The following is a 26,159-nucleotide window of genomic DNA, read 5'->3' as shown; positions in this document are numbered from 1 at the left end:
GCCGATGGTCCTCGCCGAGTTGGCCGACCTGGTGCTGCCGGGAGCCTGCGCGGGATGCGGGGCCGAGCGGGTGCGCCTCACCGGTGGGGCGTGCGCGGCCTGTGTGACGGAGCTGGAGTCGCTGCGCCCGCGGACCGCGCTGCCGAGCCCGCCTCCGATCGGATTCCCGCCCTGTGTGGCGGTGGGGACCTATGCCGGGGCGTTGCGCGGGGCGCTGCTGGCGTACAAGGAGAAGGGCCGGCACCGGCTGGCCCGGCCGCTCGGTGTGCTGCTGGCCGGCGCGGTCGCCGAGATCGCGCCCCGGGACCGGCCGGTGTTCCTCGTCCCGGTGCCGTCCACCGCGGCGGCCCGGCGGGAACGGTTCGGCGACCACATGGCCCGGCTGGTGGGTCACGCGGCCCGCCGATTACAGGACTCGGGCTGGCGGGTGAACGTCGTACAACCGCTCCGTGCCCTTCCCCGCCCTGACTCAACGTCACTCGATACATCCGAACGGGCTACCGTAGCTGTCAATTCGCTGCGAATGACGCCCCGAATCGGCAATCTGCGGCGCGACTCCGGATCACGAGGCACGCTTGTGGTGGCGGATGACATCGTCACCACCGGGGCCACACTGGCCGCGGTGGCACGCCGGTTCGAGGAGGCGGACATGCAGGTCACCGGTGCCGCAGTGCTCGCAGCGACACAGTTGCGCAGATCTCGACCGGGCATTCGCCTGTGACCTGGGCCGGACCTGCCGATAGAGGCGAAGGTCAGCCTTCCGGTATCCCGAACGAGGGGTGACTGGCGGGCAGAGGCAGGTTAGCGTCTAGGTGACGAGGGTAAGCGGACAAACTTACCCGCCACCGGGAGCGTATTCGCCGCACCGGAAAGGAGTCGTCTCACTCTCATAGGCCGCGTTCGTTGGCTGATCGCGACGCGGCGTTCATCACCCAGTTGGCGGTTGCGCCGGGCATCGGCGCCCGCAAGCACAAACGTTGGGGGAGGTCACGAGTGGACATTGTCGTCAAGGGCCGCAACGTAGAGGTTCCCGACCACTATCGAGAGCATGTCGCCGAGAAGCTGAGCAAGGTCGAACGTTACGACCAGAAGCTGATGAGGGCCGACGTGGAGCTCTTCCACGAACGCAATCCGCGACAGTCCGACACCTGCCAGCGTGTCGAGATCACGGTCATGACCAAGGGGCCGGTCGTTCGGGCCGAGGCCCAGGCGCAGGATTTCTACGCAGCCCTGGACTGCGCGATCAACAAACTGGACGCCCGGTTGCGCCGCTCCGCCGACCGGCGCCGGGTGCATCGTGGACGGCACGCACCGGTGTCGGTGGCCGCCGCGACCGCGAACCTCCCCACCGATCTGATGACCAACGGGCGGACAGCGACCCTGACCGAGCCCGTCCTCGACGCGGATCCGACGGAACACGACGGGGATCAGCCGTGGCGCATCGTGCGGGAGAAGGAGCACTCGGCCGAGCCGATGACCGTCGACGACGCCCTCTTCCAGATGGAGCTCGTCGGCCACGACTTCTACCTGTTCCATGACAAGGAGAGCGGGCGGCCCAGCGTCGTCTACCGCCGCCGTGGTTACGACTACGGCATCCTCAGCCTAGGCATGTAGGCCCGGCTCACCGTCGCCGGAGGCCTGCGCGAGCAGGTCTTCGGCGAGGAGCACGTAGCAGAGGTTGTCGTGCCGGGTGCCGTCCGGTCCGGGCAGCCGCAGCCGCTGATACGCCTCGCGGGTGAAGCCGGCCTTCTCCAGCACCCGCTGCGAGCCGACGTTCGTCGGCAGCACGCCCGCGGTGAGACGGACGACGTCCGTCTCCGCGAAGACCCAGAGCGCCAGCAGCTGCGCGGCCCGGGTGGTCAGACCCTTTCCGCGGTACGCCGGGAGCGTGCTGTACCCGATCATGGCCTGGGACAGTGCCGGCTCGGTGTAGAACAGGCAGATGCCCCCGGCCGGCTCACCGCTCGCCAGGTCGACGATGACCAGGTCGGCCCGGGTGCCGGCCAGCCAGTGCGCCTCGACTCGCGCGCAGCGCCGCTGGATCTCCGCCGCGCTCTTGCGCACCGGCGGCACCGTGGTGGCGATCACGTCCGGATCGCCGTGCAGCCGGCGGTAGAAGTCGATGTCCGTCGCCCGCAGCGGCCGCAGTGCGATCACCTCGTCGGACAGCTCGCCGCCGGGCAGGTCGGGCAGCAGGCGTGGGACGGGCTCCTCCGGGTCGCCGCTCAGCCGGGAGTAGACGAGCGTCTCCGGATCGCCGCGGCGGACCGACTCGCGGGTGTAGCCGGCGGCCAGGGCGACCCGCTGGGCCGCCACGTTCTCCCAGCCGATCCGCATCTCCAGCCGGTCCCGCCGGGTCAGCGCGGCCCGGCTGAACGCGCGCACCGCGGCGGTCGCCACCCCGCGCCCGCGGGCCTCCGGCACCACCTCGACGGTCAGCAGGCCGTGTTCCAGTCCGATCCGGCCGAGGACGCCGCCGGTGCGCCGGTCGACGATCGCGCCGTCCCGGACGTGGATTCCGCCGTCACCCGCGTCCTCCGGCCGTACTTCGGTGTTCTGATCCACAGGGCCCATCCTCTCCGGGACGCGCCCGGCCGCCAAACACGTTTCGAACAAGTCGAAGGCTGCGCTGTCAGCGAACTTCCGGGAGTCTTTCGCCCTGTTTGCGAGTTTCCCCGGAGGCCAGGGTCACAGGTCCGGGGCGAAGGTGCCTACGATGGTTCGGCAGACTGTCTAGGGGAGCGTTGACCCGTGTCGATATTGGAAAAGATTCTTCGCGCCGGCGAAGGCCGCATGGTGCGACGGCTCAAGGCGATCGCGGACGCGGTCAACTCGATCGAGGACGACTATGTCGATCTCACCGACGACGAGTTGCGCGAATGCACCCAGCAGTTCAAGGAACGCTACGAGGAGGGTGAGTCACTCGACTCGCTGCTCCCCGAGGCGTTCGCGGTGGCCCGGGAGGGCGCCAAGCGGGTGCTCGGCCAGCGTGCCTACGACGTCCAGCTGATGGGCGGCGCAGCCCTGCACTTCGGCAACATCCCGGAGATGAAGACCGGTGAGGGCAAGACCCTGACCGGTGTGTTCCCGGCCTACCTCAACGCGTTGAGCGGCAAGGGCGTGCACATCATCACGGTCAACGACTACCTCGCCCAGCGCGACGCCGAATGGGTCGGCCGGGTGCACGGGTTCCTCGGCCTGACCGTCGGCGTGATCCTGCCGAACCGGCCGGCCGCCGAGCACCGCGCCGCCTACGAGTGCGACATCACGTACGGGACGAACAACGAGTTCGGCTTCGACTACCTGCGTGACAACATGGCCTGGTCGAAGACCGAGCTGGTGCAGCGCGGCCACAACTTCGCGATCGTCGACGAGGTGGACTCGATCCTCATCGACGAGGCGCGGACCCCGCTGATCATCTCCGGCCCGGCCGAGCACTCCGCCCGGTGGTACGGCGAGTTCGCCCAGATCGTCAACCGGCTCCAGCCCGGCAAGGACGGCGAGGGCGACTACGAGGTGGACGTCGCCAAGCGCACCGTGGCCATCACCGAGCGCGGCGTCGGCAAGGTCGAGGACCGGATCGGCATCGACAACCTGTACGAGTCGGTGAACACCCCGCTCGTCGGCTACCTCAACAACGCGATCAAGGCCAAGGAGCTCTACAAGCGCGACAAGGACTACATCGTCAGCCCCGAGGGCGAGGTCCTGATCGTCGACGAGTTCACCGGCCGCATCCTGCACGGCCGCCGCTACAACGAGGGCATGCACCAGGCCATCGAGGCGAAGGAGGGGGTGGAGGTCAAGCAGGAGAACCAGACCCTGGCGACCGTCACCCTGCAGAACTACTTCCGGCTGTACGACAAGCTCGGCGGCATGACCGGTACCGCGCAGACCGAGGCCGGCGAGTTCAACAGCGTCTACAAGGTCGGCGTGGTGTCCATCCCGACCCACCGGCCGATGATCCGCGTGGACCACCCGGACGTCATCTACAAGACCGAGCGGGCCAAGTTCAACGCCGTCATCGAGGACATCGCCGAGCGGCACGCCACCGGCCAGCCGGTCCTGGTCGGCACCGTCTCCGTGGAGAACTCGGAGATCCTCTCCCAGCTGCTGCGCCGCAAGGGCATCCCGCACAGCGTGCTGAACGCGAAGTACCACGCCCAGGAGGCGACGATCATCGCCCAGGCCGGGCGGAAGGGCGCGGTCACCGTCGCCACCAACATGGCCGGCCGTGGTACGGACATCCTGCTCGGCGGCAACGCCGAGTTCACCGCCGCCGCCGAGCTGCACCAGCGCGGACTCGACCCGGTGGAGAGCCCCGAGGAGTACGCCAAGGCCCTCGAGGAGATCCTCCCGCAGGTCAAGGAGGCCACCTCGGTGGAGGCCGCCGACGTGCAGGCCGCCGGTGGCCTCTACGTGCTCGGCACCGAGCGGCACGACTCCCGCCGCATCGACAACCAGCTCCGCGGCCGCTCCGGCCGGCAGGGCGACCCGGGCGAGTCCCGGTTCTACCTGTCGCTGCAGGACGACCTGATGAAGCGGTTCCGGGCCGGCGCCGTCGAGGCGGTGATGGAGCGCTTCAACATCCCCGAGGACGTTCCCATCGAGTCGAAGATGGTGAGCAAGCAGATCCGCAACGCGCAGACCCAGATCGAGGCGCAGAACGCGGAGATCCGCAAGAACGTCCTCAAGTACGACGAGGTCATGAACAAGCAGCGCACGGTGATCTACGCCGAGCGCAAGCGGGTCCTCGACGGCGAGGACATGCACGACCAGATCACCAACATGATCTCGGACGTGATCTCGGACATCGTCACCGCCGCCACCGCCGACGGCTTCGCCGAGGACTGGGACCTGGAGCAGCTCTGGGTCAACCTGCGCCGCCTCTACCCGGTCGGGATCACCGTCGAGGAGGCCACCGAGGCGTCCGACGGCGAGAAGGGCACCATCGACCAGGACTTCCTGATCAAGCTGCTCTCCGAGGACGCGCTGAAGGCGTACCGGGCCCGCGAGGAGGAGCTCGGCTCCGAGGCGATCCGCGAGCTGGAGCGTCAGGTGCTGCTCGCGGTCATCGACCGTAAGTGGCGTGAGCACCTCTACGAGATGGACTACCTGCAGGAGGGCATCTCCCTGCGGGCCTACGCGCAGCGCGACCCGGTGGTCGAGTACCAGCGCGAGGGCTTCGACATGTTCAACCAGATGATGGAGGGCATCAAGGAGGAGGCGGTCGGTTTCGTCTTCAACCTGGAGGTCCAGGTCGAGGAGGCGCCCACCGTCAGCGTCGACCCGTCGCAGGCGTTCGCCCTGCCCAAGGTCATCGACGGCGAGGCCGAGCCGGTGCCGGACGACGAGCCGGTCGAGCCGACCTCGGGCGTCGAGGTGCACGCGAAGGGTCTCGGCGGTCCCGGCCGCCCGCAGAACCTGCAGTACACCGCCCCCACCATCGACGGCGAGGCCGGCGCGGGCCGCCCGCAGATCCGCCAGGAGCAGGGCCCGGTCCAGATCGGCCCCGGCGGCTCCCCGGTCCCGGCCAGCCCCGCCCACACCGGCGCCGGCACCCGGGGCCGCCACTCCGCCGACCAGCCCGAGTCGAACGGCCCGTCCCGTAACGCGCCGTGCTACTGCGGCTCGGGCAAGAAGTACAAGCGCTGCCACGGAGCCCCCGGCAACGCCTGACCCGGCACCACTTCAGAACGGCCCGCGACCCCGGTCCCACCGGCGGCTCGCGGGCCGTTCCGCGTTCCTGTCCCCGCTGGTTCCGGTCGTGTCCACGGCTCGCGGGCCGTTCCGCGTTTCCGTCCCCGCTGGTTCCGGTCGTGTCCACGGCTCGCGGGCCGTTCCGCGTTCCCGTCCCCACCGGCTCCGGTCCTGCCCACGGCTCGTCGGCTGTCCGCGTGCCGTTTCCGCCCGCCCTCTGCCGCCATTCGCGTCCCGGGCGGTCGCACCTCCGGGCCCGGGACGGCCGCCGCTGAGATCGCTGCCGGCCGCCCCGGGAATCGATCGGGGAACCCGGTGCCGGGCCGGGCGCTCAGATGATCAGGAGGGTGGTGGCGGTCCAGGTCTGCTGGTGCAACTCCAGGCGGAAGGCCATCGCCCAGGTGCGGTCGCCGGTCACCAGGGTCACCGCTGCCTCGACGGCGCCGGTGCGGGGCTCGCACAACATCACCTTGAGGACGGCGACCGGTGCGGGGCGGGCCGGGCGGCGTGGGCCCGGATGGGCGGCCTTGCGCAGCTCGGTGACCCGGCGGGCGCCGGCCAGACCCTGTGCGACCACATCGGCCGCCTCCGAGGGCAGGGCCAGCCTGCGCAGGTGGGCGGCGGGCCGGAATCCGTTGAGGACCTCGACACACATCCGCACGAACCGGCGGACCGCGAGCCGGGCGTCGCCGGACGCCCCGGCGACGGGCGGAACCTCCGGACGCGGCATCACCAACGGCGGCGGCCCGGTCCGCGTGGGCCCAGATCTTGTTCCGGTCCGTGTGGGCTCAGAGGTTGTTCCGGCCCGTGCGGGCCCAGACGCTGCTCCGGCCCGCGCGGGCCGGAACGGCGCTTCAGTCCGCTCCAGGTCCGACGGCGCCCCGGCCCGGGCGAATCCAGACCGCGTCTCGTCCGGCGCCGGCCCTGACGGTGACCCGCCGGCCTCTGCCGGCCCTGACAGCAATCCGGCCCGCGCCGACCCTGACGGCGACCCGCCGGCCTGCGCTAGGCCCGACGGCGACCCGGCCCGCGCCAGACCCGATGGTGTCTCGGTGTGCGGCAGGCCGGACGGTGACCCGGGCTGTGGTGCTGTCGGCGGTGGTGGGGTGGAGCGGCGCCGGGCGGGTGGCCAGTCGCGGACGACCGGGGACGGCCAGTCCAGAGCCGCCGGTTCGTCGTCGAAGGGGGGTTCATACCGGGGAACCGGGCGCAGGCGGATCGCCGGCCGGGGCCCGGTGGGTGCAATCTCGACCCTCGACCGCATCGCCACCGCCAATCCTTGCGTTTGCCTCCGTTTGCTTTCGACAGCCTGAATCCTGCTCGGTCTCCGGGCGGCCGGTCAACCGCCGCTCATCGATCCGGGAAATGCGGCGAATGCCACCCGCCGGTCATTCCGGATCGCGCTCGGTCAGCGGGTTGTCGCGGACCCAGGCGGCGGTTTCGGCATACTTCTCCTGGATGTATTTCTCCAGCTGGGCGCGCTCGACACGCCACTGGCCGCGCCCGCCGATCTTGATCGCGGGCAACTCGCCGCCACGGACCATGTGGTAGACCTGCGAGTCCGAGACGTTGAGCTCGGCGGCCACGTCGGACAGCAGCAGGAAACGGGGCTCCGGCATCGGCCCTCCTTTCGGCAGCCTCAGTTTGCCACCGTTTGCCGCCGGGGAACCATGCCGCACCCGCGCCACCACGATCCGGAGACTCCTGGTGGAATGGTGGGTCCCCGGGCCGAGATGACGGTGTACTGTGCTCGCCCGACCGTGCCACACGCAGGAGGAAACGACCGTGCCGATCACCGACCAGGTCCGGGTCTACATCCCGGCCACGCTGCCGATGCTCGCCGCCCTGCGGGCCGGAGGGCAGTTCGGCGATCGGACCACTGTCGCGCACGCGGTGACGCCGGGGCTGCGGGAGTGGTATGCGGAGGGTGACGAGGAGGAGCTGGAGTACGTCGCCTTCACCCGTGCCGCCCAGGCCGCCCTCCAGCTGTTGCGCCACGATCCGGCCGCGCCGCGCCGCCGGGTGGTGCTGTCGGCTGACGTACCGGCGGCCGGTCTGGTCCGGGAGGACGTCGAGCTGGGGGCGAGCACCGTCCGGGTGCCGCTGCCGGGGCTGTCCGGGCTGGCCAGCATCCACGTCGACGGCACCGACGCGACCGACGCGGTCTCGGCCGCCGTGGACGCGGTCGAGGAGGCCCTGGCCGGCGACGCGGACGCCCAGTTCACCGTCGACGGTGCCGAGGATCACGAGCTGGAGTGGTACGCGGTCTCCGAGCTGGACGAACTGCTCTGATCCACGGCCCCGGGCCGGGGCGGGCGGAAGCCTCAGTCGGACGCCGAGGACGGAGCGGCGGCCGGGGAGTCCGGGGCGGTCGTGTCCTCCGTCTCGTCCTCGTCGTCGGCCGGGGTCATCGAGCGGCCGACCGCGAACAGCGCGGTCAGTGTGCCGGCGAAGAGGACGATCAGGCCGTTGTTGAGGCGGGCGGTGCTGAGCATCTGCTGGACCGCCTGCTCCAGCTCGCTGACCTTGCCGGCCAGTTCGAGCACCTGGGCGCCGGCGGTGCGGGACAGCAGCTCGGCGACCACGAGCAGGATGCCGGGGCCGGCGCCGGCCAGCGCATACATCGGCCAGCGCAGGTCGCCGCCGGTGCGGCGCCGGACGCGGCGGACCATCATGTACGCGATGAGGCCGGCCGCGAGGCCGCTCAGTGCCGCCTGGCTGTAGGAGAACCACTGTGCCGCGTTGGCGGAGGACTCGGTGTCACCGGCGCCGAAGATCTCCAGCACCGGCTCCTGGAACAGGTTGAGCACGAATCCGATCAGGAAGACGCCGACCGACGCGGCGGTGGCTCCGGCGACGACGGCCGGCATCCGCAGGCCGGCCAGCGCACCGCCGATGGTGGCGGCGGCGGCCACGGTGCCACCGACGATCGCGTACATCGAACCGGCGGTGTTGATCGTGATCATGGTGGCCGCGGCGGCCAGGCCGACCAGCAGGCCGGCTCCGGTGGCGACGGCGAAGCGGGTGGTGGCGCCGAGCGGCCGGCGGCCGCTGATCAGGGTGAGGGCGAGCAGGGCCACCGCCGCGCCGGCGGCCAGGCAGGCGGAGACCGCACCGGGCAGCGCGTACGCCGTGGAGGTGACCTCCATGATGGCGTCCGCCCGGCTGGTGATGGTGGCGCGGGCCGACCAGAGCATCGCGCTGGCCCAGCCGAGGGCGGCCACCGTGAGCAGCACGGCGGTGAGCCGGGACTCCTCGACGGTCTCGGGCGCGGTCTGGCGGTCTGTCATGGAGGTCAGGGTAACCGGCGAAGCTGCGCACCCCCGACCGGCCGCCGCCGGGGTGGCCGCCGGAACGCGACGATGGACAAAAGCCTCAAGTTGATCTTTATGGCGCGAGCGGGTCGTGACGCCATTTGCGGATAGGGTGATTGTCTCGTTTTGCGGGTCGTTTCGCGAAGTTTGCAAGACTTCCTGCCCGCAACGGTTTGTCTGACCGTTTATCTGCGCCATATTACCTGGTCAACGCAGTTTTTCGCGGTGAAACGCCCGATCTGCTCGCTCGTTGTCGGACTGTCTGTGCGGGACAGTCGTTTGTGGAGGCGCAAACTGGACGGATCGGGCTAAATCCTGGACGGCGGCGCGACAAAGTGGCAGCTTAGAAGGCATGCCCGACTTCCAAATCAATCCGACGGCGGCTGCCCTCCTCGGCCTCCTCCATGAGGGGGCGATGACCGGCGGTCAGCTGATGGCGGCTGCCGAACGCCGCCTCGGGCCCTACTGGTCGATGACGCGGAGCCAGGTCTACCGCGAACTACCCGTACTGGCCGAAATGGGTTATGTCCGGCTGGGTAAGCCGGGGCCCCGGTCCAGCCAGCCGTACGCCATCACCGCTTCCGGGAAACGTGCCTTCAGCCGCTGGCTCGCCGAGTCCCCGGGCCGCGACGCGCTGCGCAACCCGGTGGCCCTGCGGGTCGCCTTCGGCCAGCAGCACTCCGGGGATCAGCTGCAGACGCTCTACACCACGGCGAATCAGTACCACTCGGAGGCCATGACGATGGCCAAGGAGCAGGCCAAGGAGGCGAAGAAGAACGGCGACCCGTTCGGCGCGGCGGCGCTGGAGTTCGCGGTCGCCTATCACAAGGCCGCACTCACCTGGCTCAAAGCCGCTCCGACGGGTTGAACGGACCGCCCCGGCCAGATTGCTGGCCGGGCGGCGTAGTCTTGAGTGTCGTGACCGCTGCCGACTTTCCCGAGCAACTGAAGTCCCTCGACGCGACCCTGCGCAACATCGAGAACGTCCTGGACGTCGAGAAGCTGCGCCGGGACAAGGCGGACCTCGAGGAGCAGGCCTCCGCACCGGACCTCTGGGACGACCAGGCCCGCGCGCAGGAGGTCAACAGCCGTCTGGCGTACATCTCCGGGGAGATCTCCAAGCTGGAGCGTCTGCGGGGCCGTCTGGACGACGCCGGTGTGCTGCTGGAGCTGGCCGAGGCGGAGGGGGACGCCGACTCGGTCGCCGAGGTCGGCACGGAGCTGGCCACGCTGACCAAGGCGATCGAGGAGATGGAGGTTCGCACCCTCCTCTCCGGGGAGTACGACTCCCGTGAGGCCCTGGTGTCGATCCGGGCCGGCGCCGGCGGGGTGGACGCGGCCGACTTCGCCGAGATGCTGATGCGGATGTACATGCGCTGGGCGGAGCGGCACGGCTACCCGACCGAGGTCTACGACACCTCCTACGCGGAGGAGGCCGGCCTCAAGTCGGCGACCTTCACGGTCAAGGTGCCGTATGCGTACGGCACGCTCGGCGTCGAGTCCGGCACCCACCGCCTGGTGCGGATCAGCCCGTTCGACAACCAGGGCCGCCGGCAGACCAGCTTCGCCAGTGTCGAGGTGATGCCGGTGGTGGAGCAGACCGACTCGATCGAGATCCCGGAGAACGAGCTGCGGGTCGACGTCTACCGGTCGTCCGGCCCGGGTGGGCAGAGCGTCAACACCACCGACTCGGCGGTCCGGCTGACGCACATCCCGACCGGCATCGTGGCGTCCTGCCAGAACGAGAAGTCGCAGCTGCAGAACAAGGCGGCCGCGATGCGGGTGCTGCAGGCCCGGCTGCTGGAGCGCAAGCGCCAGGAGGAGGAGGCCAAGATGGCCGGCCTCAAGCTGGACACCACCGGTTCATGGGGCGACCAGATGCGTTCGTACGTTCTGCACCCGTACCAGATGGTGAAAGATCTGCGCACCGAGTTCGAGGTCGGCAACCCTTCGTCGGTCTTCGACGGCGATGTGGACGGCTTCATCGAGGCGGGCATCCGCTGGCGTAAGCAGAATCAGCTCGCCGGCTGAGGTCGACAGTGACCGAGCGCAACCCTTCCTGAACGTTCCGTCAGGCGGGGTTGCGCTCGTTTCTGCCGTTACCGCAGCTCGTGAATATTCCCGACCCCGGCGGGGTTGGCGATTTCGTTACACCGCGTAGACTCCTGTCCCGTGATTCAGCTCGAGAACGTGACGAAGACGTACCCGAAGGCGTCTCGGCCGTCGTTGGACAATGTCAGCGTCGGGATCGAGAAGGGTGAGTTCGTCTTCTTCATCGGTCCCTCCGGTTCCGGCAAGTCGACGATCGTCAAGCTGCTCTTGAAAGAGGTGCAGGCGACCAGCGGCAAGGTGGTGGTGAACGCCAAGGACGTCACCTCCCTGCGCGCCTGGAAGGTGCCGCACTTCCGTCGTTCCATCGGTTGTGTGTTCCAGGATTTCCGGCTGCTGCCGAACCGCACCGCCTACGAGAACGTCGCGTTCGCTCTCGAGGTGATCGGCAAGACCAAGGCCGTGGCGCGCCGGGTGGTTCCCGAGGTGCTCGAGCTGGTCGGTCTGGGTGGTAAGGAGCACCGCTACCCGAACGAGCTCTCCGGTGGTGAGCAGCAGCGTGTCGCGGTGGCCCGGGCCTTCGTGAACCGGCCGCTGATCCTGCTGGCCGACGAGCCCACGGGTAACCTCGACCCGGACACCTCGGTCGAGATCATGCGGCTGCTGGACCGGATCAACCGGACCGGCACCACCGTGGTGATGGTCACCCACGACTCCAACATCGTCAACCAGATGCGCCGCCGGGTCATCGAGATCGAGAGCGGACGTATCGTCCGGGACCAGGCGCGCGGTGTCTACGGATAAGCCCGGCTCCGCCCCCGAAACAAACTCTGAAGCAGTGCCACGCGGAGTCCCGGAAGGATCCCCCCGATGCGCGTGAAGTACGTACTCAACGAGGTCCTGGTGGGCCTGTGGCGAAACGTCACGATGACGATCGCCATGATCATCACCATGTCGGTCTCGTTGTTCATGCTGGGCGCCTCCGTCCTGCTGTACATGCAGGTCGACCAGATGAAGGACTACTACTACGGCAACATCCAGGTCTCGGTCTTCCTGAACGACGACGTCACCGACGCGCAGAAGGCGACGATCGATCAGGCGATCGAGAGCAGCAATCTGGTCATCGACAAGCAGTACGAGAGCAAGGAAGACGCGCTCAAGCGTTTCCAGAAGCTCTGGGCGGACTCCCCGGACTTCGTCAACGCGATCAACGCGGACAGCCTGCCGGAGTCGTACCGGGTCAAGCTCAGCGATCCGGAGAAGTACGAACAGTTCGCCAAGGTGATCGAGGAACTGCCCGGGATCCGGCAGATCATCGACCAGCGCGAGTTGCTGGAGAAGGTCTTCGAGATCTTCAACGCGATCCAGCTCGGCGCGCTCGGTGTCGCCATCTTCATGGCGTTCGCCGCCCTGCTCCTGGTCGGTAACACCATTCAGGTGGCCGCCTACAGCAAACGGCGAGAAGTCGCGGTGATGAAACTGGTCGGTGCGTCGAACTGGTTCATTCAAGCGCCGTTCGTCCTGGAGGCGGTGGTCGCCGGCATCATCGGCGCGATCCTGGGCTTCATCATCCTGTTCGCCGGCAAGGTGGTCATGCTGGACAACAAGTTGCAGGCCCTGACCACGATCCTGACGCCGATCCCCAACGGCAACGTGTGGCTGATGCTGCCACTGCTCGCCGGTGTGGGTTCGCTGGTCAGCGCCGTGACCGCATGGATCACGCTGCGCTTCTACCTCAAGGTCTGACGCCGTACGCCTCGATGGCCGCAACCCACTGGGTCGCGGCCATCGTGCGTTTTGGGGCATTAGTAGCGATACACCGCTGTAACGTGACCTTTCGTGAGGTATCGCCGACTGATCGCCGCCTGCCTCTGCCTGCTCGGAATCGCCGGACTCGTCCTGACCGCACCGCGGCCGGCCGCCGCCGACGAAGCCGCCAAAGCGGTACGGCGGGCCGAGGCGCTACTGGAGAACGCGAGCGCCACCGCCCGTACGGCGGCCAAGAATCTCGCCCGGGCCACCGCCGGCATGCCGGCCGCCCGCGACAAGGTGGCCCGCAGCCGGGGGATCGTGGTCGCCACCCGGGTCGAGGCGGCCAGCGCACGCCGTGCGGCCGACACCGCCCGGGCCGCGCACCGCAGGGCCGGCGCCGACTTCCGGACCGCCGCCGGGCACGTCGAGGACGCCCGCGACCGGGTCGACCAGATCGCCAGCGAGAGCTACATGGGCGGCAACTTCGGCCGGATCAACATGCTCGTCGAAGCCACCGGGCCGCAGGACCTGCTCGACCGGCTCGGGCTCGTCGAACACCTGATGACCCGGGAGCAGGAGGAGGTCGACACCCTGGTCGGCGCGCGGCGGGTGGCCCGGACCGCGCAGAACCGGGCCGGCCTCGCCCGCCGCGAGGCCGAAGCCGCCGAACGCACCGCCCAGGCCCGGCTGCGCGCCGCCGAACAGGCCCGCGCCGCCGCCGTCGAGGCCCAGCACGCGCTCGCCCGGGTCGTCACCGCCCGCCGGGTCGCACTGCGATCCGCCCAGGTCCAGCGGGCCACCGTGCTCGCCCAGTACCGGGCCGCGGTCCGGGCCGAACAGCGGGTCCGGGGCGCGATGCGCGGCTGGGAACAGCGCGCCGGAGTCGGCAGCCACTACCCCGGCGGACGCCTGCTGATGCCCGTCCACGGGTGGAAGAGCAGCGACTTCGGGCACCGGTACGACCCGTACTACCGGGTCTGGCAGCTACACGCCGGCACCGACTTCGCGGCCGGGGGCGGCAGTCCGATCCGGGCCGCGGCGTCCGGGCGGGTGATCCAGGCCGGCTGGAACGGTGGTTACGGTCAGTACACGTGCATCAACCACGGACGATTGAGTGGGTACGGGTTCACCACCTGTTACGCCCACCAGTCCCGGATGTACGTGCGGCCCGGCGAGTACGTCCGGCGGGGCGAGGTGATCGGACGGGTCGGCAGCACCGGCGCCTCGACCGGCGCGCATCTGCATTTCGAGACGCGCTTCGGCGGCGTACCCAGGAATCCGTTGAATTACCTGCCCCGCTGCCTCTGCTGAATTCCGGGTAGGCTTCGTCCTCATGCCACGCGAACAGGGCCGCAAAGTGGTCGTCTCCAACCGGAAGGCGCACCACGACTACGCCATCTCGGACACGTACGAGGCCGGAATGGTCCTCACCGGCACCGAGGTGAAGTCGCTGCGTGCCGGGCGGGCCTCGCTGGTCGACGCGTTCGGCCACGAGAAGGACGGCGAGATCTTCCTGCACGGCATGCACATCCCGGAGTACACCCAGGGCACCTGGACCAACCACGAGCCGCGCCGGGTCCGCAAACTGCTGCTGAACCGCGCCGAGATCGCCAAGATGCTCGGCAAGCTGCGTGACGACGGCATCACCCTGGTGCCACTCTCGGTCTATTTTCACAATGGGTACGCGAAGGTTGAACTCGGAGTGGCGAAGGGCAAGAAGTCGTACGACAAGCGAAACGACCTCGCCAGCCGGGACGCGCAGAAAGAGATCAACCGGGCACTGGGGCGGCGTGCCAAAGGCATGGGCTGACAGGTATTCTCGCCCGCCGGACCCATTGAAAAGTCTGCTGCGCGAGGGAGAACCACCCGTTGGCGAAGCATGCCACCCGCCAGTTCATTCTGGCCCGCCTCATCTTCGGTTCCGCCGCCGCGGTTCTGCTCGCCCTCGTCGCCTGGATCGCGGTCCGGGCCGGTGGCGGCGGTGACGAGGACACCGCCGGCAAGCCGGTGCTGATCCAGCCGACCGGCGTGCTCCAGGCGGCCGCCGAGGGCTCCCTGGCGCCCAGCGCGCCGGTGCTGGAGTCGGGCTCGGTCTCACCGTCCGCCTCGGCCTCCCCATCGCCGTCGGCGTCCGCGTCGGCGTCCCGGTCCCCGTCGGCCTCCGCGTCCGCCTCGGCCAGCCCCAAACCCTCCAAGAGCGCGGTCAGACCCAGCGCCGGTACGAGTCCGTCCCGCTCGGCGAGCCCGACGCCCGCACCGGACGCGTTCGCCGCCAGCTACGGCACCAGCGCGTCGTGGCGGGAGGGGTTCATCGCCGCCGTCCGGGTGTCCAACAGCGGCTCCGAGGCCCGCGAGTGGACCGTCACGCTGACCTTCCCGTCCAGCGCCGACGTCGAGGTCCGCGGGGCCTGGAACGCCAGCGTCAGCCGCAGCGGCGACACGGTCACCCTGCGCGGGCGGTCCCTCGCCGCCGGCCAGTCGATCACCGCCGGTTTCCAGGCCGACAAGGAGACCCGCGACCCGGTCAAGCCGGTGTCCTGTGCCGTCGGTGGCGGATCTTGCAAGGTGAGCTAAGATTGCCGTGCTGTGTAATGCAGACATGGGGGTGACTGGTTTCGACTTCGTACGTGGAGACAGGGGAAGCGAGCCGAGGAAGCCGACGTCGTCTCGAGAATCGGTCGTCGGAAACTTATAAGCGCCAACGAAAAGTTTGACGCTGACCAGTACGCTCTCGCCGCCTGAGGCAAGTAGCGTGGTCTGTCGGTCTGGGAGCGCCTCCGTCCCAGCTGCCGGCATCAGCTAGGAGGCTGGCCAATGGGTCCCGGTCACGGGGACCTTACGGCGAGATCAATCAGTGACTGGGCCCGTCGTCCGAACTTGCTCACGTGAGTCGGAGGGCCGAGTAGGGACATAGTGAGCTGCGCTCGGAGAAGCCCTGACAAAGCAACGAAGGACCCGGGTTCGATTCCCGGCACCTCCACGGTGTGGCGGCCCCCGGTTCGCGGAAAGCGCGAACCGGGGGCCGTTTCGGCTTTCCGCTCCGGGGGCCGAGCCCCCGGAAGCCCCGCATCCCGGTGGGCACGGTGAGCGGTCGTGTCGCGGTCACCCCGGCTTGGTGGTGGGCGCGGTGGGTGGGGTTGTTCGGTGTGGCGCGTCAGGCGGGTAGAACGGGCACGTCGTATTTCTGGATGTGCGCGTCGCGAGTCACCAGAGTCAGGTGTTCCACCTTTGCCTGGGCTATGAGCATCCGATCGAACGGGTCTCGATGGATCAGCGGGAGCCGTCCTGCGACGATGCCGTGCTCGACGGTGATGTTCAGGTGCCGGAAGCCGCTGTCGCGGATGCGTTCAGCGAGATCGGCCGGACTCTCCAGTTTGCCGAGCGACTGCTTGATGGCCACTTCCCAGCCCGTCACCGGGCTGATGTAGACGTCCGGTTCATGATCGAGCCGCTCCTTGATATCGGTGGCGAGCGTGGAGTCGTCCATGAGCCACCACAGCACGACGTGCGTGTCGAGGAGCAGGCTCATGCGAGGCCGAAATCTCGTGCGATCGACTCGTTGACCTCGGCGGAGTCCCAGTCGTCCGCGAGAGCAAGTTGACCTGCGAGGGATCCTCTTCCGACCCTGTCGACCCTGCGGTTGAGCGGGATCACCTTGGCGACGGGTGTGCCGGCCCGGCTGATGATGATCTCTTCGCCGTGCTCGACGCGGTCGATGATCCGCGAGAGGTTCGTTTTCGCGTCATGGATGTTGAACTGCGCGGGTGCCTCGGACATGGCGACCTCCTTAGCTAAGAGGTTAGCCCGGTGTCGGAGTGCTGGGTGAGATCCGGTCGGTTATATGTCGCTGGTCTTGTTGCCTGGGAGGCTCGGCTTTGGTCCGTTTTGGGGGACTGGGGCCGAGCCTCCGGCTGGGTCGGGGTCAGTTGGTCTTCAGGGAGAAGACCATGCGTACGCCGTCACCGGTGTTGATTCGTTCGTTGATTCCCCACAGGCGCTTGGAGAACTGGGAGAACGACAGGTTCTGGGTCAGGCGGGGGGCTCTGGTCCAGCGGGTCAGGGTGCCGCCGCTGGTGCTGCCCTTGTAGATGCAGGTCCATGAGTCCGAGCTGGTCGGGTTCGGGACGTCGGTGCTGGTCTCGCACTGGGCGCTCAGGTACAGCACCCCGTTGTAGGTGGCGGCGCCCTGGTTGGCCGTGGTGTTCGTGGTCAGGGCGGAGACCGCGGTGACCGTGCCGATGTCGGAGCCGTCGTCGGTTCGGGGCAGGGCCGGGATGTGGTTGAGTGGCCAGCGGATGACCCGGGCGCCGGTCGCCGCGCCGGTGGCGGTGTATTCGGTGGAGACCAGGCCGTCGGCGCCGGAGCGGTCCAGGCTCAGCGAGTTCAGGCACGGGGTGGTGCCGGTCCGTGCCGAGCAGGCGATGTCGGGGGTGGCCCCGGTCCAGTACCGGCCGATCATCGGCATCACCCAGCGGTGCCCCTTCGCCGAGGAGCGGCCCTCGGTGATCCCGACGGAGCTGTTCAGGTCGGTCATCCGCCAGATGTGCCGGGTGTCGTACACCTGTAGTTCGCGGCCGTTGGCGACGAACAGCCGGTTGCCGTACCAGACGAGGCCGTCGCCGTGGTTGCCGGTGACCGCCGTGAAGCTGTCACCGGCCGGGCGGACCAGCAGGACGTGCCCGTACTGGGTGCTGGTGGCCGTGTTGTGCACGATGGAGACCCGGGTGAGCAGGTTGGCCTGCGCGGGGCCGTTGATGCCGAAGTGCCAGCTGGCCATGTAGAGGTGCCGGCCGTTGATGGTGCCGTCGATGTTGTCGGAGTCGTGCGAGGAGGTCAGGCCCTGCGGGGTCCAGCCGCCGTCGGTGGGGTTATACGAGTTGCTGGTGTCGTCGGCGTGGTCCCAGCAGAATCCGTCCGGGACCAGCGAGGTCACGAACGGGGTGGCGTGGCAGAGGCCGTTGCGGCCGGTGCGCTCGCCGGAGATCGCCACATCGGTGGCGGTCACGTTCTGGACCGCGCCGCCGTTCTGCACGCCCGCGATGTCGGCGGCGTACTGCTGCCAGATGGCCGGGTCGGTGCGAAGCTTGAAGTCCGCGACGGTGGCGGCGGCCACCGGCGACGAGCTGACCGCGGCCATCGCCGGTGTGGCCGGCGTCAGCAGAACCCCGGCCAGGAGCAGGACTGCTCCCAGGGCGATACGTCTCAAGGTTGCTCCCCGTAGATCGACGACATTGATGATCAGGACCCTAATCGGACGGATGCGGTTCACAAAAATCCGTTGATCCGGACGCAACCCGGTGGCCGGGCGCGGTGTGTTCTCTGGTGTGCGGTCAATGATCGGGAGCGGAACCATGGCAGGCGGCGACAGCGCCGACTTCGACGCCTTCTACGCGGCGGCGGTGCGGAGGGTGGTGCTCTACCTCTACGCGGCCTGCGGCGATCGGAGCGAGGCGCAGGACATCGCGCAGGAGGCCTTCGCGCGGGCCTGGCAGCACTGGGGCCGGGTGAGCGCGTACGAGGATCCGGAGGCCTGGGTTCGTACGGTCGCCTGGCGGCTGATGCTCAACCGGTGGCGTGGTCTGCGCCGGTGGCTGGCCGCCCGGTCCCGGCTGGGTTCGCCGGAGACCACCGGCGCGCCGTCCCCGGACCGGGTGGCGGTGGTCGGCGCGTTGCAGCGGATCCCGGCGGCGCAGCGGCAGGCCGTCGCACTGCACTACCTGTTGGACATGCCGGTGCAGGAGGTCGCCGCGACGCTCGGCGTGCCGGTGGGGACGATCAAGGCGCGGCTCTCCAGGGCGCGGGCCGCCCTGGGCCGCCTGCTGGAGGATCAGGAGATCAGTGATGTCACGACCCGTGCATGAGCGGATTCGGGAACTGGAGACGGACGTGCGGAATCTGGAGGTGGCGCCGGCCGCCGCGGTCCGGGCCCGGGGGCGGCAGCGGGCCCGCCGGCAGTGGGCGGTGGCCTCGGTGGCGGGCGCCGTGGTGGCGGTGACCGCCGGGGTCGCGGTGGCCTGGCCGGGCGCCCGGCCGGGTGGCACCGCGATCGCCCCCGCCGGGCCGTCGGCGGCTCCCATGATCGACTGCGTGGTCGAGCTGCCGGACAGCCCGGCCGACGTCCGGATCCGGGTTCTCGGCGGGGGAGCGGCCGAGGGGCGCGCTGCCGCGGTGGCGGACGAGCTGCGGACCCGCCGGTTCTCGGTGGTGGGCGATCCGGCCGCCGGGTCACCGGTGAAGGAGACCGAGTTGCGGTACGGTCCGGCGTCGGTCGGCATGGCCACGCTGGCGAGTGCCCTGCTGCCGGAGACGCCGGCGCTGCGGTTCGAACCGGAGCGCCCGGACGCGACGGTGGATCTGGTGCTGGGCCCGGCCTTCGACCGGCTCGCCACCACCACCGAGATCAACCGGAACCTGGTGATGGCCGGGAACCCGGCGCCGCCACCGGGGTGCCGCTGACCGTTACCGGCCACGTCCCGCATCGCCGCCCGGTGGTGCGGGACGTTTGCCGTTCACCTTGGAAATGTCCGGCGGAAACGCGCTGGAATCAATGCGGTGACGCCCGCATAATTGATCGAATGTCCAGTCGCTGGTCAATGGCGTTTTCGGCCGTTCGGAAAGATCAAGAATGGTATCGCCATTGTCCGTTTAGGACGTACAAATCGCACCTGTGTGGACTCTGGTTACGGTCGGGTTTCCGCATCGAAAAGCATTCCTGATGGGCGGTTAAGAACCCGACTCCACTCTTGATGGACACCCGTGAATCATCGATAGCATCGATGCGCAGATGGAGGTCCGCATCAAGAGGGGCATTGAAGTTGGTCGCCATTATCGTGGTTCTCGTCTCGGTAATTCTCTTCGTCTTCGCGGCAGTGACCCTGTGGTGGACCATGCACGCCTGGCGGACCCCGGAGACCCTTGCGGCGACCCGGTTCGCGGCGCCGGACGGTGAGCAGCATCTGACGTTCTCGCTGCTCGTCCCGGCCCGGCACGAGCAGGCGGTGCTGGAGCGAACGGTGCGGCGGCTCCTGGAGTCGACGCACGAGGGATACGAGATCATCATCATCGTCGGGCACGACGACCCGGAGACCGCCGAGGTCGCCGCACGGGTGGCGGGCACCTCTCCCGGGCGGATCCTGGTGGTCACCGACCACAACGAGGTGAAGAACAAGCCGCGGGCGCTGAACACCGCACTGCCGTACGCCCGGGGTGATGTGGTGGGTGTCTTCGACGCTGAGGACGAGGTCCATCCGGAACTGCTGGAACATGTCGATCACGCATTCCGGGCGACCGGGGCGGATGTGGTGCAGGGCGGCGTACAACTGATCAACTTCCATTCCAGCTGGTACAGCCTGCACAACTGCCTGGAGTATTTCTTCTGGTTCCGCAGCCGATTGCACCTGCACGCGGACAAAGGATTCATCCCGCTCGGCGGAAACACCGTGTTCGTCCGGACCGACGTGCTGCGCCGGGCCAACGGCTGGGACGGCACCTGCCTGGCCGAGGACTGCGACCTGGGGGTCCGGCTGTCCAGCCGGGGCGCCAAGGTGGTGGTCGCCTACGACTCCACGATCGTCACCCGGGAGGAGACCCCGGACTCGCTGTCCGCGATGCTCAAGCAGCGCACCCGCTGGAACCAGGGCTTCCTCCAGGTGCTCCGCAAGGGGGAGTGGCGCCGGCTGCCCGCCTTCGGGCAGCGGATGCTCGCGCGGTACACCCTCACCGGGCCGTTCCTGCAGGCCTTCGCCGGCCTGGCCATCCCGCTCGGGATCGGCGTCGCGCTGGTCGCCGAACTGCCGGTCGGGGTCGCGCTGATCACCTTCCTGCCGGTCCTGCCGATGGCCGCCAACCTGGTGTTCCAGGTGATCGGCCTGCGTGACTTCGGCATCCAGTACGGGCTGCGGATCCGGGCCCAGGACTACGCCCGGCTGATCATCGGGTTGTTCCCGTTCGGGGTGGTGCTGTCGGTCGCCGCGCTCCGGGCGATCTGGCGCGAGTACACCGGTCAGCGCAACTGGGAACTGACCGCACACATCGGCGCGCACCTGCGCGAGCCGGTCGCGGAGGTGACCGCATGACCACCACCCTGCCGGTGCCGGTCCGGATCGACGCGGCACCCCGTCCGAGCCCCCGCGGACAGGTCCCGGAGTGGCTGATCGCCGGCGTACTCACCAGTCTGGTCCTGGTCCTTCTGTCCTGGAACATCGACGGTTTCCCGACCGCCAGCGACGACGAGGGCACCTATCTCGCGCAGGCCTGGGCGGTGCAGGAGGGCCGGGGCCTGGCGCACTACACCTACTGGTACGACCACCCGCCGCTCGGCTGGATCCAGCTGGCCGGGCTGGCCTGGCTGCCGAGCCTGCTCGCTCCCGGGCTGATCACGGTGGCCGCCGGCCGGATCGCGATGCTGCCCGTGCAGGCCGCCACCCTGCTGCTGATCTACCTGGTCGGCCGCCGGTCCGGGATGCCGCGCTGGGGCGCGTCGCTGGCCCTGCTCACCTGTGGGCTGTCGCCGCTGTTGCTGACCATGGGCCGGCAGATCTACCTGGACAGCTTCGCCGTCGCGTGGATCCTCGGCGCCTTCGCCCTGGCCCTGTCCACCCGCCGGCACCTGTGGCACTACGCCGCGGCCGGCGCCGCCACCGCGATCGCCGTGCTGTCCAAGGAGACCATCCTGCTGGTGCTGCCCGCGGTGGTGCTCGCGCTCTGGCAGAACTCGGCCCGCACCAGCACCCGGCCGTGGGCGGTCGGCTCGTTCGTCACCGGCCTGGTCCTGGTGGGCGGCTTCTATCCGCTCTACGCGGTGCTGCGCGGGGAGCTGTTCCCCGGAGAGGACCACGTGTCGCTGATCGGGGCCTGGCAGTTCCAGCTGATGAACCGGTCCGGCTCGGGCAGCGTCTTCGACACCTCGTCGGGCACCAACGCGCTGCTCCACTCGTGGCTCTACTACGACCAGGTGATCCTGGTCGGCGGGCTGGTGGCGACGGTGCTGGCGCTGGCGGTCCGCCGGTTGCGCCCGATCGGGGTGGCGGCGGCGATCCTGACGGTTGTCGCGCTGCGTCCCGGCGGATACATGCCGGCCATGTACGTGGTGCAGGTGCTGCCCTTCTTCGCGCTGGCGCTGGCCGGGGTGATCGCCACCGCGGTGACTTGGCTGGAGCCGCGGCGGGACCGACGCCGGGCGGTGGCCGTGGCGGTGGTGGCGGTGGTGGCGCTGTCGTTCGTCGTACCCCGCTGGTTTGTCGGCGCGGAGCGCGCCCTAACAAATCAGGACAATTTGCCGTACGAGCGGGCTGCGGCCTATCTGTCCGCCGCGATTCCGGACCGGGCCGAGACCACGGTGGTCGTCGACGACGTCCTCTGGCTGGACTGCGTCGAGGCCGGCTACCAGCCCGACCGGGTGATCTGGTTCTACAAGCTGGATCTCGACTCGGCCGTCGCCGAGCGCCTGCCGAACGGCTGGCGTGACGTCGACTACGTCGTGTCGAGCCCGGCGCTGCGGCAGGACCCGTCCGGGCTGCCCACCGTCGCCGCGCTGCTCACCAACTCCACGGTCGTCGCCACCTTCGGTTCGCCGGACGGCCGCATCGAGATCCGCAAGGTCGACAAGGAGAACACGCCATGACGGTCACCACTGAACTCCAGCCGGCCCGACGGGCCGTGCTCCGCGGCCGGATCGGTGAACTCGCCCTCGACGTCTCGCTGCGGCAGACCGTCGTGGTGCCGACCTTCAACGAGCGCGACAACATCCCGACGCTGCTGCGCCGGCTGGCCGCGGCGCTCCCGGCGGACGAGACCGAGATCGTCTTCGTCGACGACAGCACCGACGACACCCCGGAGGTGATCCGGGCCGAGGCCGCCAACTGTCCCGTTCCGGTCACCGTGCACCATCGCACCGATCCGGTCGGTGGCCTCGGCGGTGCCGTGGTGGAGGGCATGCGGCTGGCCCGCGGCGCCTGGATCGTGGTGATGGACGCCGACCTGCAACACCCGCCGGAGATCGTGCCGCAACTCGTCGCGGCCGGCGTGCGGGACGGCGCCGACCTGGTGGTGGGCAGCCGGAAGACCGGTGGCGGCACCGACGACGGCCTGGAGAACGGCTATCGCCGACTGGTCTCCGGTGGCTCCACCGTGACCACCAAAGTGGTCTTCCGGAACGCGCTGCTGCGGGTCAGCGACCCGATGAGCGGGCTCTTCGCGGTCCGGGCCAGCTCGCTCGACGTGGGGGAGCTGCGCCCGCTCGGCTACAAGATCCTGCTCGAACTGATCATCCGGAACCGGCCGGGGCGGATCGTCGAGATCCCGTACGCCTTCCAGCCCCGGCACGCAGGCGAGTCCAAGTCCACTCTGCGGGAGGGGCTGCGGTTCCTCAAACACCTGTCCCTGCTGCGCTTCGGCGCACAACGCGGCCGGATGATCGGTTTCGGGCTGATCGGGCTGTCCGGCCTGATCCCGAACCAGCTGGCGCTCTGGCTGATGGTCTCGGTCCTCGGCATGCACTACGCGCCGGCCGCGGTGCTGGCCAACATGCTCGCCGTCACCTGGAACTTCGCGCTCATCGACAGCCTGCTCTACCGCAACCACCGGCACCGCCGGACCCTGACCAGCCGTTTCCTGCGGTTCTTCGGGCTCGGCAACGCCGACCTGGTGGTGCGGGTGCCGTTGCTGGCGCTGCTGGTGGACGGGGTGGGCGCCGGAGTCCTGACCGCCAACCTGATCACGCTGGTGATCTCGTTCGCGATCCGGTTCCTCATCCTCGACCGGGTCATCTATCTGGTCCGGCCACGGCGCGTCGCGATATGACACCCCGCCCCTGGATCAGCCGGCGCGACCGGCGCGGCATCGCCCAGGCGCTGGTGCTCACCCTGCTCCTGGTCCTGCTGTCGCCGGTCCGGCCCGCGTCCGCCTCGGTGAACCTGCTGGTCAACGCGGGTTTTGAGACCCTGGACAGCACCGGCTTCCCGCTCTGCTGGGAGCGGTCCGGCTGGGGTGACAACACGTACACCTTCGATGTCGATCACCCCGGGCGGACCGGCGCCAACGCCATGCGGATCACCGTGTCGGCGACCGGCGGTGGCGACCGTAAGGCGATGATGCTGGAGAACCCGTCCTGCGCGCCCAACGTCACACCCGGCCACCAGTACGACCTGTCCGCCTGGTACACCAGCACCACCCCGAACACGGTGGTGACCGCGTTCCGCCGGGACGTCGCCCAGGGCTGGGTCTACTGGACCGACCTGGTCTCGCTCGCCCCGGTCACCGCCTGGACCGAGGTGTCGGTCCGCACCCCACCGGTCCCGCCCGGCACCGAACAGGTCGTCTGGGGGGTGACCGTCTACGGCACCGGGGTGCTGCGGACCGACGACTACGCGATGGTCGACGCCACCCAGCCCACCCCGGATCTGTCCTGCAGCGCCGGCGAGGCCTGCGCCAAGGGTGCCTGGAAGGTGATGCCCTTCGAGGCCCCGGTACGCGGCATCCACGCGGTGGTGCTGCACGACGGGGACGTGCTGCTGGTCGCCGGCTCCGGCAACAGCGAGGAGACGTTCGAGGCCGGCGCCTTCACCACCGCGATCTACCATCCGCGGACCGGCACCTTCACCGACGTGCCCACCCCGGCCGACCTGTTCTGCGCCGGGCACGTCCAACTGCCCGACGGACGGGTCCTGATCATGGGCGGGAACAAGGACTACCCGGCCGCCGATCTCAGCCACGGCTACAAAGGACTGCGGGACTCGTACGTCTTCGACCCGGCGACCATGTCGTACGAGCGGGTCAACGACATGAGCGGCGGCTCCTGGTACCCCTCGGCGACGATCATGGGCAACGGGGACGTGATCGCCCTCGGCGGCCTCGGTGAGGACTCCTCCGGCACCGTCGCCACCCAGTACTTCGACTACTCCGAGGAACGCTGGCTCGGCATCGGCGAGGCCAACCAGACGTGGAGTTTCTGGGGCCTCTACCCGTCGATGATCCTGATGCGGGACGGGCGCCTGTTCTACAGCGGCAGCCACGTCTTCGGCAACGGACTGCCCGGCACCGGTTCGTCCATCTACGACTACCAGGCCGGGACCATCACCCCGGTGCCCGGACTGCAGAACAAGGACGAACGCGACCAGTCGATGAGCGTCCTGCTGCCCCCGGCCCAGGACCAGCGGGTGCTCACCCTCGGCGGCGGCAACATCGACACCAACCCGGACGCCAACGCGCTCACCGACATCATCGACCTCAGACAGCCGTCCCCGGCACACACCCCGGGACCGCCGCTACCGGCCGCCAAGATGTACGTGTCCGCGGTGCTCCTGCCGGACGGGCGGGTGTTCGAGACCGGTGGGGCCCTGCACAACCGCGCCGACCCGGTCTTCGAGGCCTCGATGTTCGACCCGGTCACCAACACGTTCACCCCCGGGATGGCCGTCGACCCGGTGCCGCGCGGCTACCACTCGTCGGCGTTCCTGCTGCCGGACGGGCGGGTGATGGCGGTCGGCGACAACCCCGGTGACGGATCGTTCGACATGCGGATCTCGGTCTACACGCCGCCGTACCTGTTCCACGGGGCCCGCCCGCAGATCCTCGGCGGGGTGGACACCGCATGGGCGTACGGGTCCAGCCACACCGTCACCGTCGACGGCCCGATCCTGCGGGCCGCCCTGATCCGGCCGGCTGCGGTGACCCACTCCAGCGACCCGAACCAGCGTTTCGTGGACCTGCCGATGAGTGTCGACGGCGACGAGATCGGGCTCAACCTGACCAGCAACCCGAACCTGGCGCCACCCGGCTGGTACATGCTGTTCCTGCTCGGCACCAACGGCGTGCCGACCGTCGCCGAATGGGTGCGCGTGGGATGAGGCGGACCCTGCTGATCCTGGCCGTCGCCGCGCTGCCCGCGGTGGTGCTGGTCCTGCTGTACCGGGTGGCCACCCCGCCACCACGGGCGGCACCGCCACCGCCGGCGCCGCGGCCCACCGACAGCACCTGGCCACTGGCCGTCCCGGTCGCCGTCACCACCGGTCCCACGGTCACCGCCGCGCCGCCGACCTCCACTGTGGCGCCGTTCGTGCCGACCTTCGGCGGCCGGTCCAGTGCCAGCCCACTGCCACGGTTGCCGTCCCCGACCGCCGCCCTGTCGATGCCGGTCAACGTGGACGGTTGTGACCGGTCGTACGGGACGCGCTCCCAATGCGTACCGTGGCGCTTCCCGCCCGGCGTCACCGACGGGTGCGGCTGGCTGCGCGAACGCGGCTTCCTGGACACCCCGCTCACCGTGCGCGGCGCCGACCGGCACCGCCTCGACCCGGACCGGAACGGCTTCGCCTGCTCTTGACCATCGCCCCCGCCCTTGGCGCGCTC

The 26,159-nt window shown here is 69.4% G+C and carries 25 protein-coding genes and 1 other RNA gene; 19 read left to right on the top strand and 7 right to left on the bottom strand.

The features are described 5' to 3' along the window. Nucleotides 1-4 precede the first annotated feature (4 nt). Nucleotides 5-721, top strand: a complete 717-nt coding sequence (locus tag ACQ0O7_RS17865) for a ComF family protein (RefSeq protein WP_430783222.1) — start codon at nucleotides 5-7, stop codon at nucleotides 719-721. Nucleotides 722-993: 272 nt separating this feature from the next. Continuing rightward, nucleotides 994-1,614: a ribosome hibernation-promoting factor, HPF/YfiA family gene (hpf, locus tag ACQ0O7_RS17860; protein WP_430783323.1), complete on the top strand. Its 621-nt coding sequence runs from the start codon at nucleotides 994-996 to the stop codon at nucleotides 1,612-1,614. Here the strand turns inward: hpf and ACQ0O7_RS17855 are convergent. Next, nucleotides 1,603-2,565: a GNAT family N-acetyltransferase gene (locus ACQ0O7_RS17855; protein WP_430783221.1), complete on the bottom strand. Its 963-nt coding sequence runs from the start codon at nucleotides 2,563-2,565 to the stop codon at nucleotides 1,603-1,605. The two genes, hpf and ACQ0O7_RS17855, sit on opposite strands and share 12 nt — an antisense overlap. Before the next feature lie 186 nt (nucleotides 2,566-2,751). Between ACQ0O7_RS17855 and secA the strand changes: the two genes are divergently transcribed. Beyond that, nucleotides 2,752-5,676 (top strand): preprotein translocase subunit SecA, encoded by a 2,925-nt coding sequence (secA, locus tag ACQ0O7_RS17850; protein WP_430783220.1) that lies wholly within the window; start codon nucleotides 2,752-2,754, stop codon nucleotides 5,674-5,676. Nucleotides 5,677-6,028: 352 nt separating this feature from the next. On the opposite strand, the gene ACQ0O7_RS17845 is transcribed toward secA, so the two are convergent. Together ACQ0O7_RS17845 and ACQ0O7_RS17840 are read right to left on the bottom strand one after the other, a co-directional pair. Then, a complete protein-coding gene (locus ACQ0O7_RS17845; RefSeq protein ID WP_430783219.1) occupies nucleotides 6,029-6,427 on the bottom strand; it encodes an Rv3235 family protein in 399 nt (132 codons plus the stop codon). Nucleotides 6,428-7,085: 658 nt separating this feature from the next. Next, nucleotides 7,086-7,316 (bottom strand): helix-turn-helix transcriptional regulator, encoded by a 231-nt coding sequence (locus tag ACQ0O7_RS17840; RefSeq protein WP_430783218.1) that lies wholly within the window; start codon nucleotides 7,314-7,316, stop codon nucleotides 7,086-7,088. A gap of 172 nt (nucleotides 7,317-7,488) precedes the next feature. Between ACQ0O7_RS17840 and ACQ0O7_RS17835 the strand changes: the two genes are divergently transcribed. Then, entirely contained in the window at nucleotides 7,489-7,989 is a 501-nt protein-coding gene (locus ACQ0O7_RS17835; protein WP_430783322.1) for a DUF6912 family protein, read from the top strand. A gap of 32 nt (nucleotides 7,990-8,021) precedes the next feature. Here ACQ0O7_RS17835 and ACQ0O7_RS17830 read toward each other — a convergent pair whose 3' ends face one another. Next, nucleotides 8,022-8,987 (bottom strand): hypothetical protein, encoded by a 966-nt coding sequence (locus ACQ0O7_RS17830; RefSeq protein WP_430783217.1) that lies wholly within the window; start codon nucleotides 8,985-8,987, stop codon nucleotides 8,022-8,024. A gap of 376 nt (nucleotides 8,988-9,363) precedes the next feature. On the opposite strand from ACQ0O7_RS17830, the gene ACQ0O7_RS17825 reads away from it, so the two are divergent. The 8 genes from ACQ0O7_RS17825 to ssrA all read left to right on the top strand — a co-directional run bounded on the left by ACQ0O7_RS17825 (nucleotide 9,364) and on the right by ssrA (nucleotide 15,795). After that, nucleotides 9,364-9,879, top strand: coding sequence for a PadR family transcriptional regulator (locus ACQ0O7_RS17825; protein ID WP_430783216.1), 516 nt, complete (start codon nucleotides 9,364-9,366; stop codon nucleotides 9,877-9,879). A gap of 50 nt (nucleotides 9,880-9,929) precedes the next feature. Next, nucleotides 9,930-11,042, top strand: coding sequence for a peptide chain release factor 2 (prfB, locus tag ACQ0O7_RS17820; protein ID WP_430783215.1), 1,113 nt, complete (start codon nucleotides 9,930-9,932; stop codon nucleotides 11,040-11,042). A 141-nt stretch (nucleotides 11,043-11,183) separates the two neighbouring features. Then, nucleotides 11,184-11,864 (top strand): cell division ATP-binding protein FtsE, encoded by a 681-nt coding sequence (gene ftsE / locus ACQ0O7_RS17815; protein WP_430783214.1) that lies wholly within the window; start codon nucleotides 11,184-11,186, stop codon nucleotides 11,862-11,864. Nucleotides 11,865-11,930: 66 nt separating this feature from the next. Beyond that, on the top strand, nucleotides 11,931-12,806 hold the full coding sequence (gene ftsX, locus ACQ0O7_RS17810) for a permease-like cell division protein FtsX (RefSeq protein ID WP_430783213.1): 876 nt from the start codon (nucleotides 11,931-11,933) through the stop codon (nucleotides 12,804-12,806). Nucleotides 12,807-12,899: 93 nt separating this feature from the next. After that, nucleotides 12,900-14,123 carry a M23 family metallopeptidase gene (locus ACQ0O7_RS17805; RefSeq protein WP_430783212.1) on the top strand — a complete coding sequence of 408 codons (1,224 nt, stop codon included), beginning with the start codon at nucleotides 12,900-12,902 and terminating at the stop codon, nucleotides 14,121-14,123. Between the two features lie 22 nt (nucleotides 14,124-14,145). Next, complete coding sequence (gene smpB, locus ACQ0O7_RS17800) at nucleotides 14,146-14,622, top strand: SsrA-binding protein SmpB (protein ID WP_430783211.1); 477 nt, start codon at nucleotides 14,146-14,148, stop codon at nucleotides 14,620-14,622. 59 nt (nucleotides 14,623-14,681) lie between these two features. Further along, nucleotides 14,682-15,386: a cellulose binding domain-containing protein gene (locus tag ACQ0O7_RS17795; protein WP_430783210.1), complete on the top strand. Its 705-nt coding sequence runs from the start codon at nucleotides 14,682-14,684 to the stop codon at nucleotides 15,384-15,386. A 27-nt stretch (nucleotides 15,387-15,413) separates the two neighbouring features. Then, nucleotides 15,414-15,795, top strand: a transfer-messenger RNA (tmRNA) gene (gene ssrA / locus ACQ0O7_RS17790). 171 nt (nucleotides 15,796-15,966) lie between these two features. Here ssrA and ACQ0O7_RS17785 read toward each other — a convergent pair. The 3 genes from ACQ0O7_RS17785 to ACQ0O7_RS17775 all read right to left on the bottom strand — a co-directional run bounded on the left by ACQ0O7_RS17785 (nucleotide 15,967) and on the right by ACQ0O7_RS17775 (nucleotide 18,018). Next, nucleotides 15,967-16,341, bottom strand: coding sequence for a type II toxin-antitoxin system VapC family toxin (locus ACQ0O7_RS17785; RefSeq protein WP_430783209.1), 375 nt, complete (start codon nucleotides 16,339-16,341; stop codon nucleotides 15,967-15,969). Next, on the bottom strand, nucleotides 16,338-16,589 hold the full coding sequence (locus ACQ0O7_RS17780) for a type II toxin-antitoxin system Phd/YefM family antitoxin (RefSeq protein ID WP_430783208.1): 252 nt from the start codon (nucleotides 16,587-16,589) through the stop codon (nucleotides 16,338-16,340). Before ACQ0O7_RS17780 ends, ACQ0O7_RS17785 begins: the two co-directional genes overlap by 4 nt. A gap of 145 nt (nucleotides 16,590-16,734) precedes the next feature. Beyond that, nucleotides 16,735-18,018 carry a hypothetical protein gene (locus ACQ0O7_RS17775; RefSeq protein WP_430783207.1) on the bottom strand — a complete coding sequence of 428 codons (1,284 nt, stop codon included), beginning with the start codon at nucleotides 18,016-18,018 and terminating at the stop codon, nucleotides 16,735-16,737. Nucleotides 18,019-18,163: 145 nt separating this feature from the next. Here ACQ0O7_RS17775 and ACQ0O7_RS17770 point away from each other — a divergent pair, with 145 nt between their 5' ends. The 7 genes from ACQ0O7_RS17770 (at nucleotide 18,164) to ACQ0O7_RS17740 (ending at nucleotide 26,133) form a co-directional block, all read left to right on the top strand. Further along, nucleotides 18,164-18,673 carry an RNA polymerase sigma factor gene (locus ACQ0O7_RS17770; protein WP_430783206.1) on the top strand — a complete coding sequence of 170 codons (510 nt, stop codon included), beginning with the start codon at nucleotides 18,164-18,166 and terminating at the stop codon, nucleotides 18,671-18,673. Then, a complete protein-coding gene (locus tag ACQ0O7_RS17765; protein ID WP_430783205.1) occupies nucleotides 18,654-19,268 on the top strand; it encodes a LytR C-terminal domain-containing protein in 615 nt (204 codons plus the stop codon). The genes ACQ0O7_RS17770 and ACQ0O7_RS17765 overlap by 20 nt, the downstream gene beginning before the upstream one ends. Before the next feature lie 353 nt (nucleotides 19,269-19,621). Further along, the gene (locus ACQ0O7_RS17760; RefSeq protein WP_430783204.1) at nucleotides 19,622-20,887 is read left to right on the top strand and encodes a glycosyltransferase; all 1,266 of its coding nucleotides are present in this window, start codon (nucleotides 19,622-19,624) and stop codon (nucleotides 20,885-20,887) included. Beyond that, nucleotides 20,884-22,434 (top strand): ArnT family glycosyltransferase, encoded by a 1,551-nt coding sequence (locus tag ACQ0O7_RS17755; protein WP_430783203.1) that lies wholly within the window; start codon nucleotides 20,884-20,886, stop codon nucleotides 22,432-22,434. Before ACQ0O7_RS17760 ends, ACQ0O7_RS17755 begins: the two co-directional genes overlap by 4 nt. Beyond that, complete coding sequence (locus tag ACQ0O7_RS17750) at nucleotides 22,431-23,612, top strand: glycosyltransferase (protein ID WP_430783202.1); 1,182 nt, start codon at nucleotides 22,431-22,433, stop codon at nucleotides 23,610-23,612. The genes ACQ0O7_RS17755 and ACQ0O7_RS17750 overlap by 4 nt, the downstream gene beginning before the upstream one ends. Further along, nucleotides 23,609-25,657, top strand: a complete 2,049-nt coding sequence (locus tag ACQ0O7_RS17745) for a galactose oxidase-like domain-containing protein (protein ID WP_430783201.1) — start codon at nucleotides 23,609-23,611, stop codon at nucleotides 25,655-25,657. Before ACQ0O7_RS17750 ends, ACQ0O7_RS17745 begins: the two co-directional genes overlap by 4 nt. Next, entirely contained in the window at nucleotides 25,654-26,133 is a 480-nt protein-coding gene (locus ACQ0O7_RS17740) for a hypothetical protein (RefSeq protein ID WP_430783200.1), read from the top strand. Before ACQ0O7_RS17745 ends, ACQ0O7_RS17740 begins: the two co-directional genes overlap by 4 nt. Nucleotides 26,134-26,159 lie beyond the last annotated feature (26 nt).

It is taken from the genome of Actinoplanes sp. G11-F43 (genome assembly GCF_050589265.1).
Classification (GTDB): domain Bacteria; phylum Actinomycetota; class Actinomycetes; order Mycobacteriales; family Micromonosporaceae; genus Actinoplanes.
Note: the sequence above shows the minus strand (reverse complement) of the source record. Positions and strands in the feature narration are given on the sequence as shown.

Excerpts from the sequence above, each read along its gene's own strand:
- ACQ0O7_RS17750 (WP_430783202.1), top strand. The coding sequence starts at position 22,431 with ATGACGGTCACCACTGAACTCCAGCCGGCCCGACGGGCCGTGCTCCGC.
- ACQ0O7_RS17755 (WP_430783203.1), top strand. The coding sequence starts at position 20,884 with ATGACCACCACCCTGCCGGTGCCGGTCCGGATCGACGCGGCACCCCGT.
- ACQ0O7_RS17770 (WP_430783206.1), top strand. The coding sequence starts at position 18,164 with ATGGCAGGCGGCGACAGCGCCGACTTCGACGCCTTCTACGCGGCGGCG.
- ACQ0O7_RS17825 (WP_430783216.1), top strand. The coding sequence starts at position 9,364 with ATGCCCGACTTCCAAATCAATCCGACGGCGGCTGCCCTCCTCGGCCTC.
- ACQ0O7_RS17745 (WP_430783201.1), top strand. The coding sequence starts at position 23,609 with ATGACACCCCGCCCCTGGATCAGCCGGCGCGACCGGCGCGGCATCGCC.
- ACQ0O7_RS17845 (WP_430783219.1), bottom strand. The coding sequence starts at position 6,427 with ATGCCGCGTCCGGAGGTTCCGCCCGTCGCCGGGGCGTCCGGCGACGCC.
- ACQ0O7_RS17785 (WP_430783209.1), bottom strand. The coding sequence starts at position 16,341 with ATGAGCCTGCTCCTCGACACGCACGTCGTGCTGTGGTGGCTCATGGAC.
- ACQ0O7_RS17765 (WP_430783205.1), top strand. The coding sequence starts at position 18,654 with ATGTCACGACCCGTGCATGAGCGGATTCGGGAACTGGAGACGGACGTG.
- smpB (WP_430783211.1), top strand. The coding sequence starts at position 14,146 with ATGCCACGCGAACAGGGCCGCAAAGTGGTCGTCTCCAACCGGAAGGCG.
- ACQ0O7_RS17740 (WP_430783200.1), top strand. The coding sequence starts at position 25,654 with ATGAGGCGGACCCTGCTGATCCTGGCCGTCGCCGCGCTGCCCGCGGTG.
- ACQ0O7_RS17840 (WP_430783218.1), bottom strand. The coding sequence starts at position 7,316 with ATGCCGGAGCCCCGTTTCCTGCTGCTGTCCGACGTGGCCGCCGAGCTC.
- ACQ0O7_RS17780 (WP_430783208.1), bottom strand. The coding sequence starts at position 16,589 with ATGTCCGAGGCACCCGCGCAGTTCAACATCCATGACGCGAAAACGAAC.
- ftsX (WP_430783213.1), top strand. The coding sequence starts at position 11,931 with ATGCGCGTGAAGTACGTACTCAACGAGGTCCTGGTGGGCCTGTGGCGA.
- ACQ0O7_RS17830 (WP_430783217.1), bottom strand. The coding sequence starts at position 8,987 with ATGACAGACCGCCAGACCGCGCCCGAGACCGTCGAGGAGTCCCGGCTC.
- ACQ0O7_RS17865 (WP_430783222.1), top strand. The coding sequence starts at position 5 with ATGGTCCTCGCCGAGTTGGCCGACCTGGTGCTGCCGGGAGCCTGCGCG.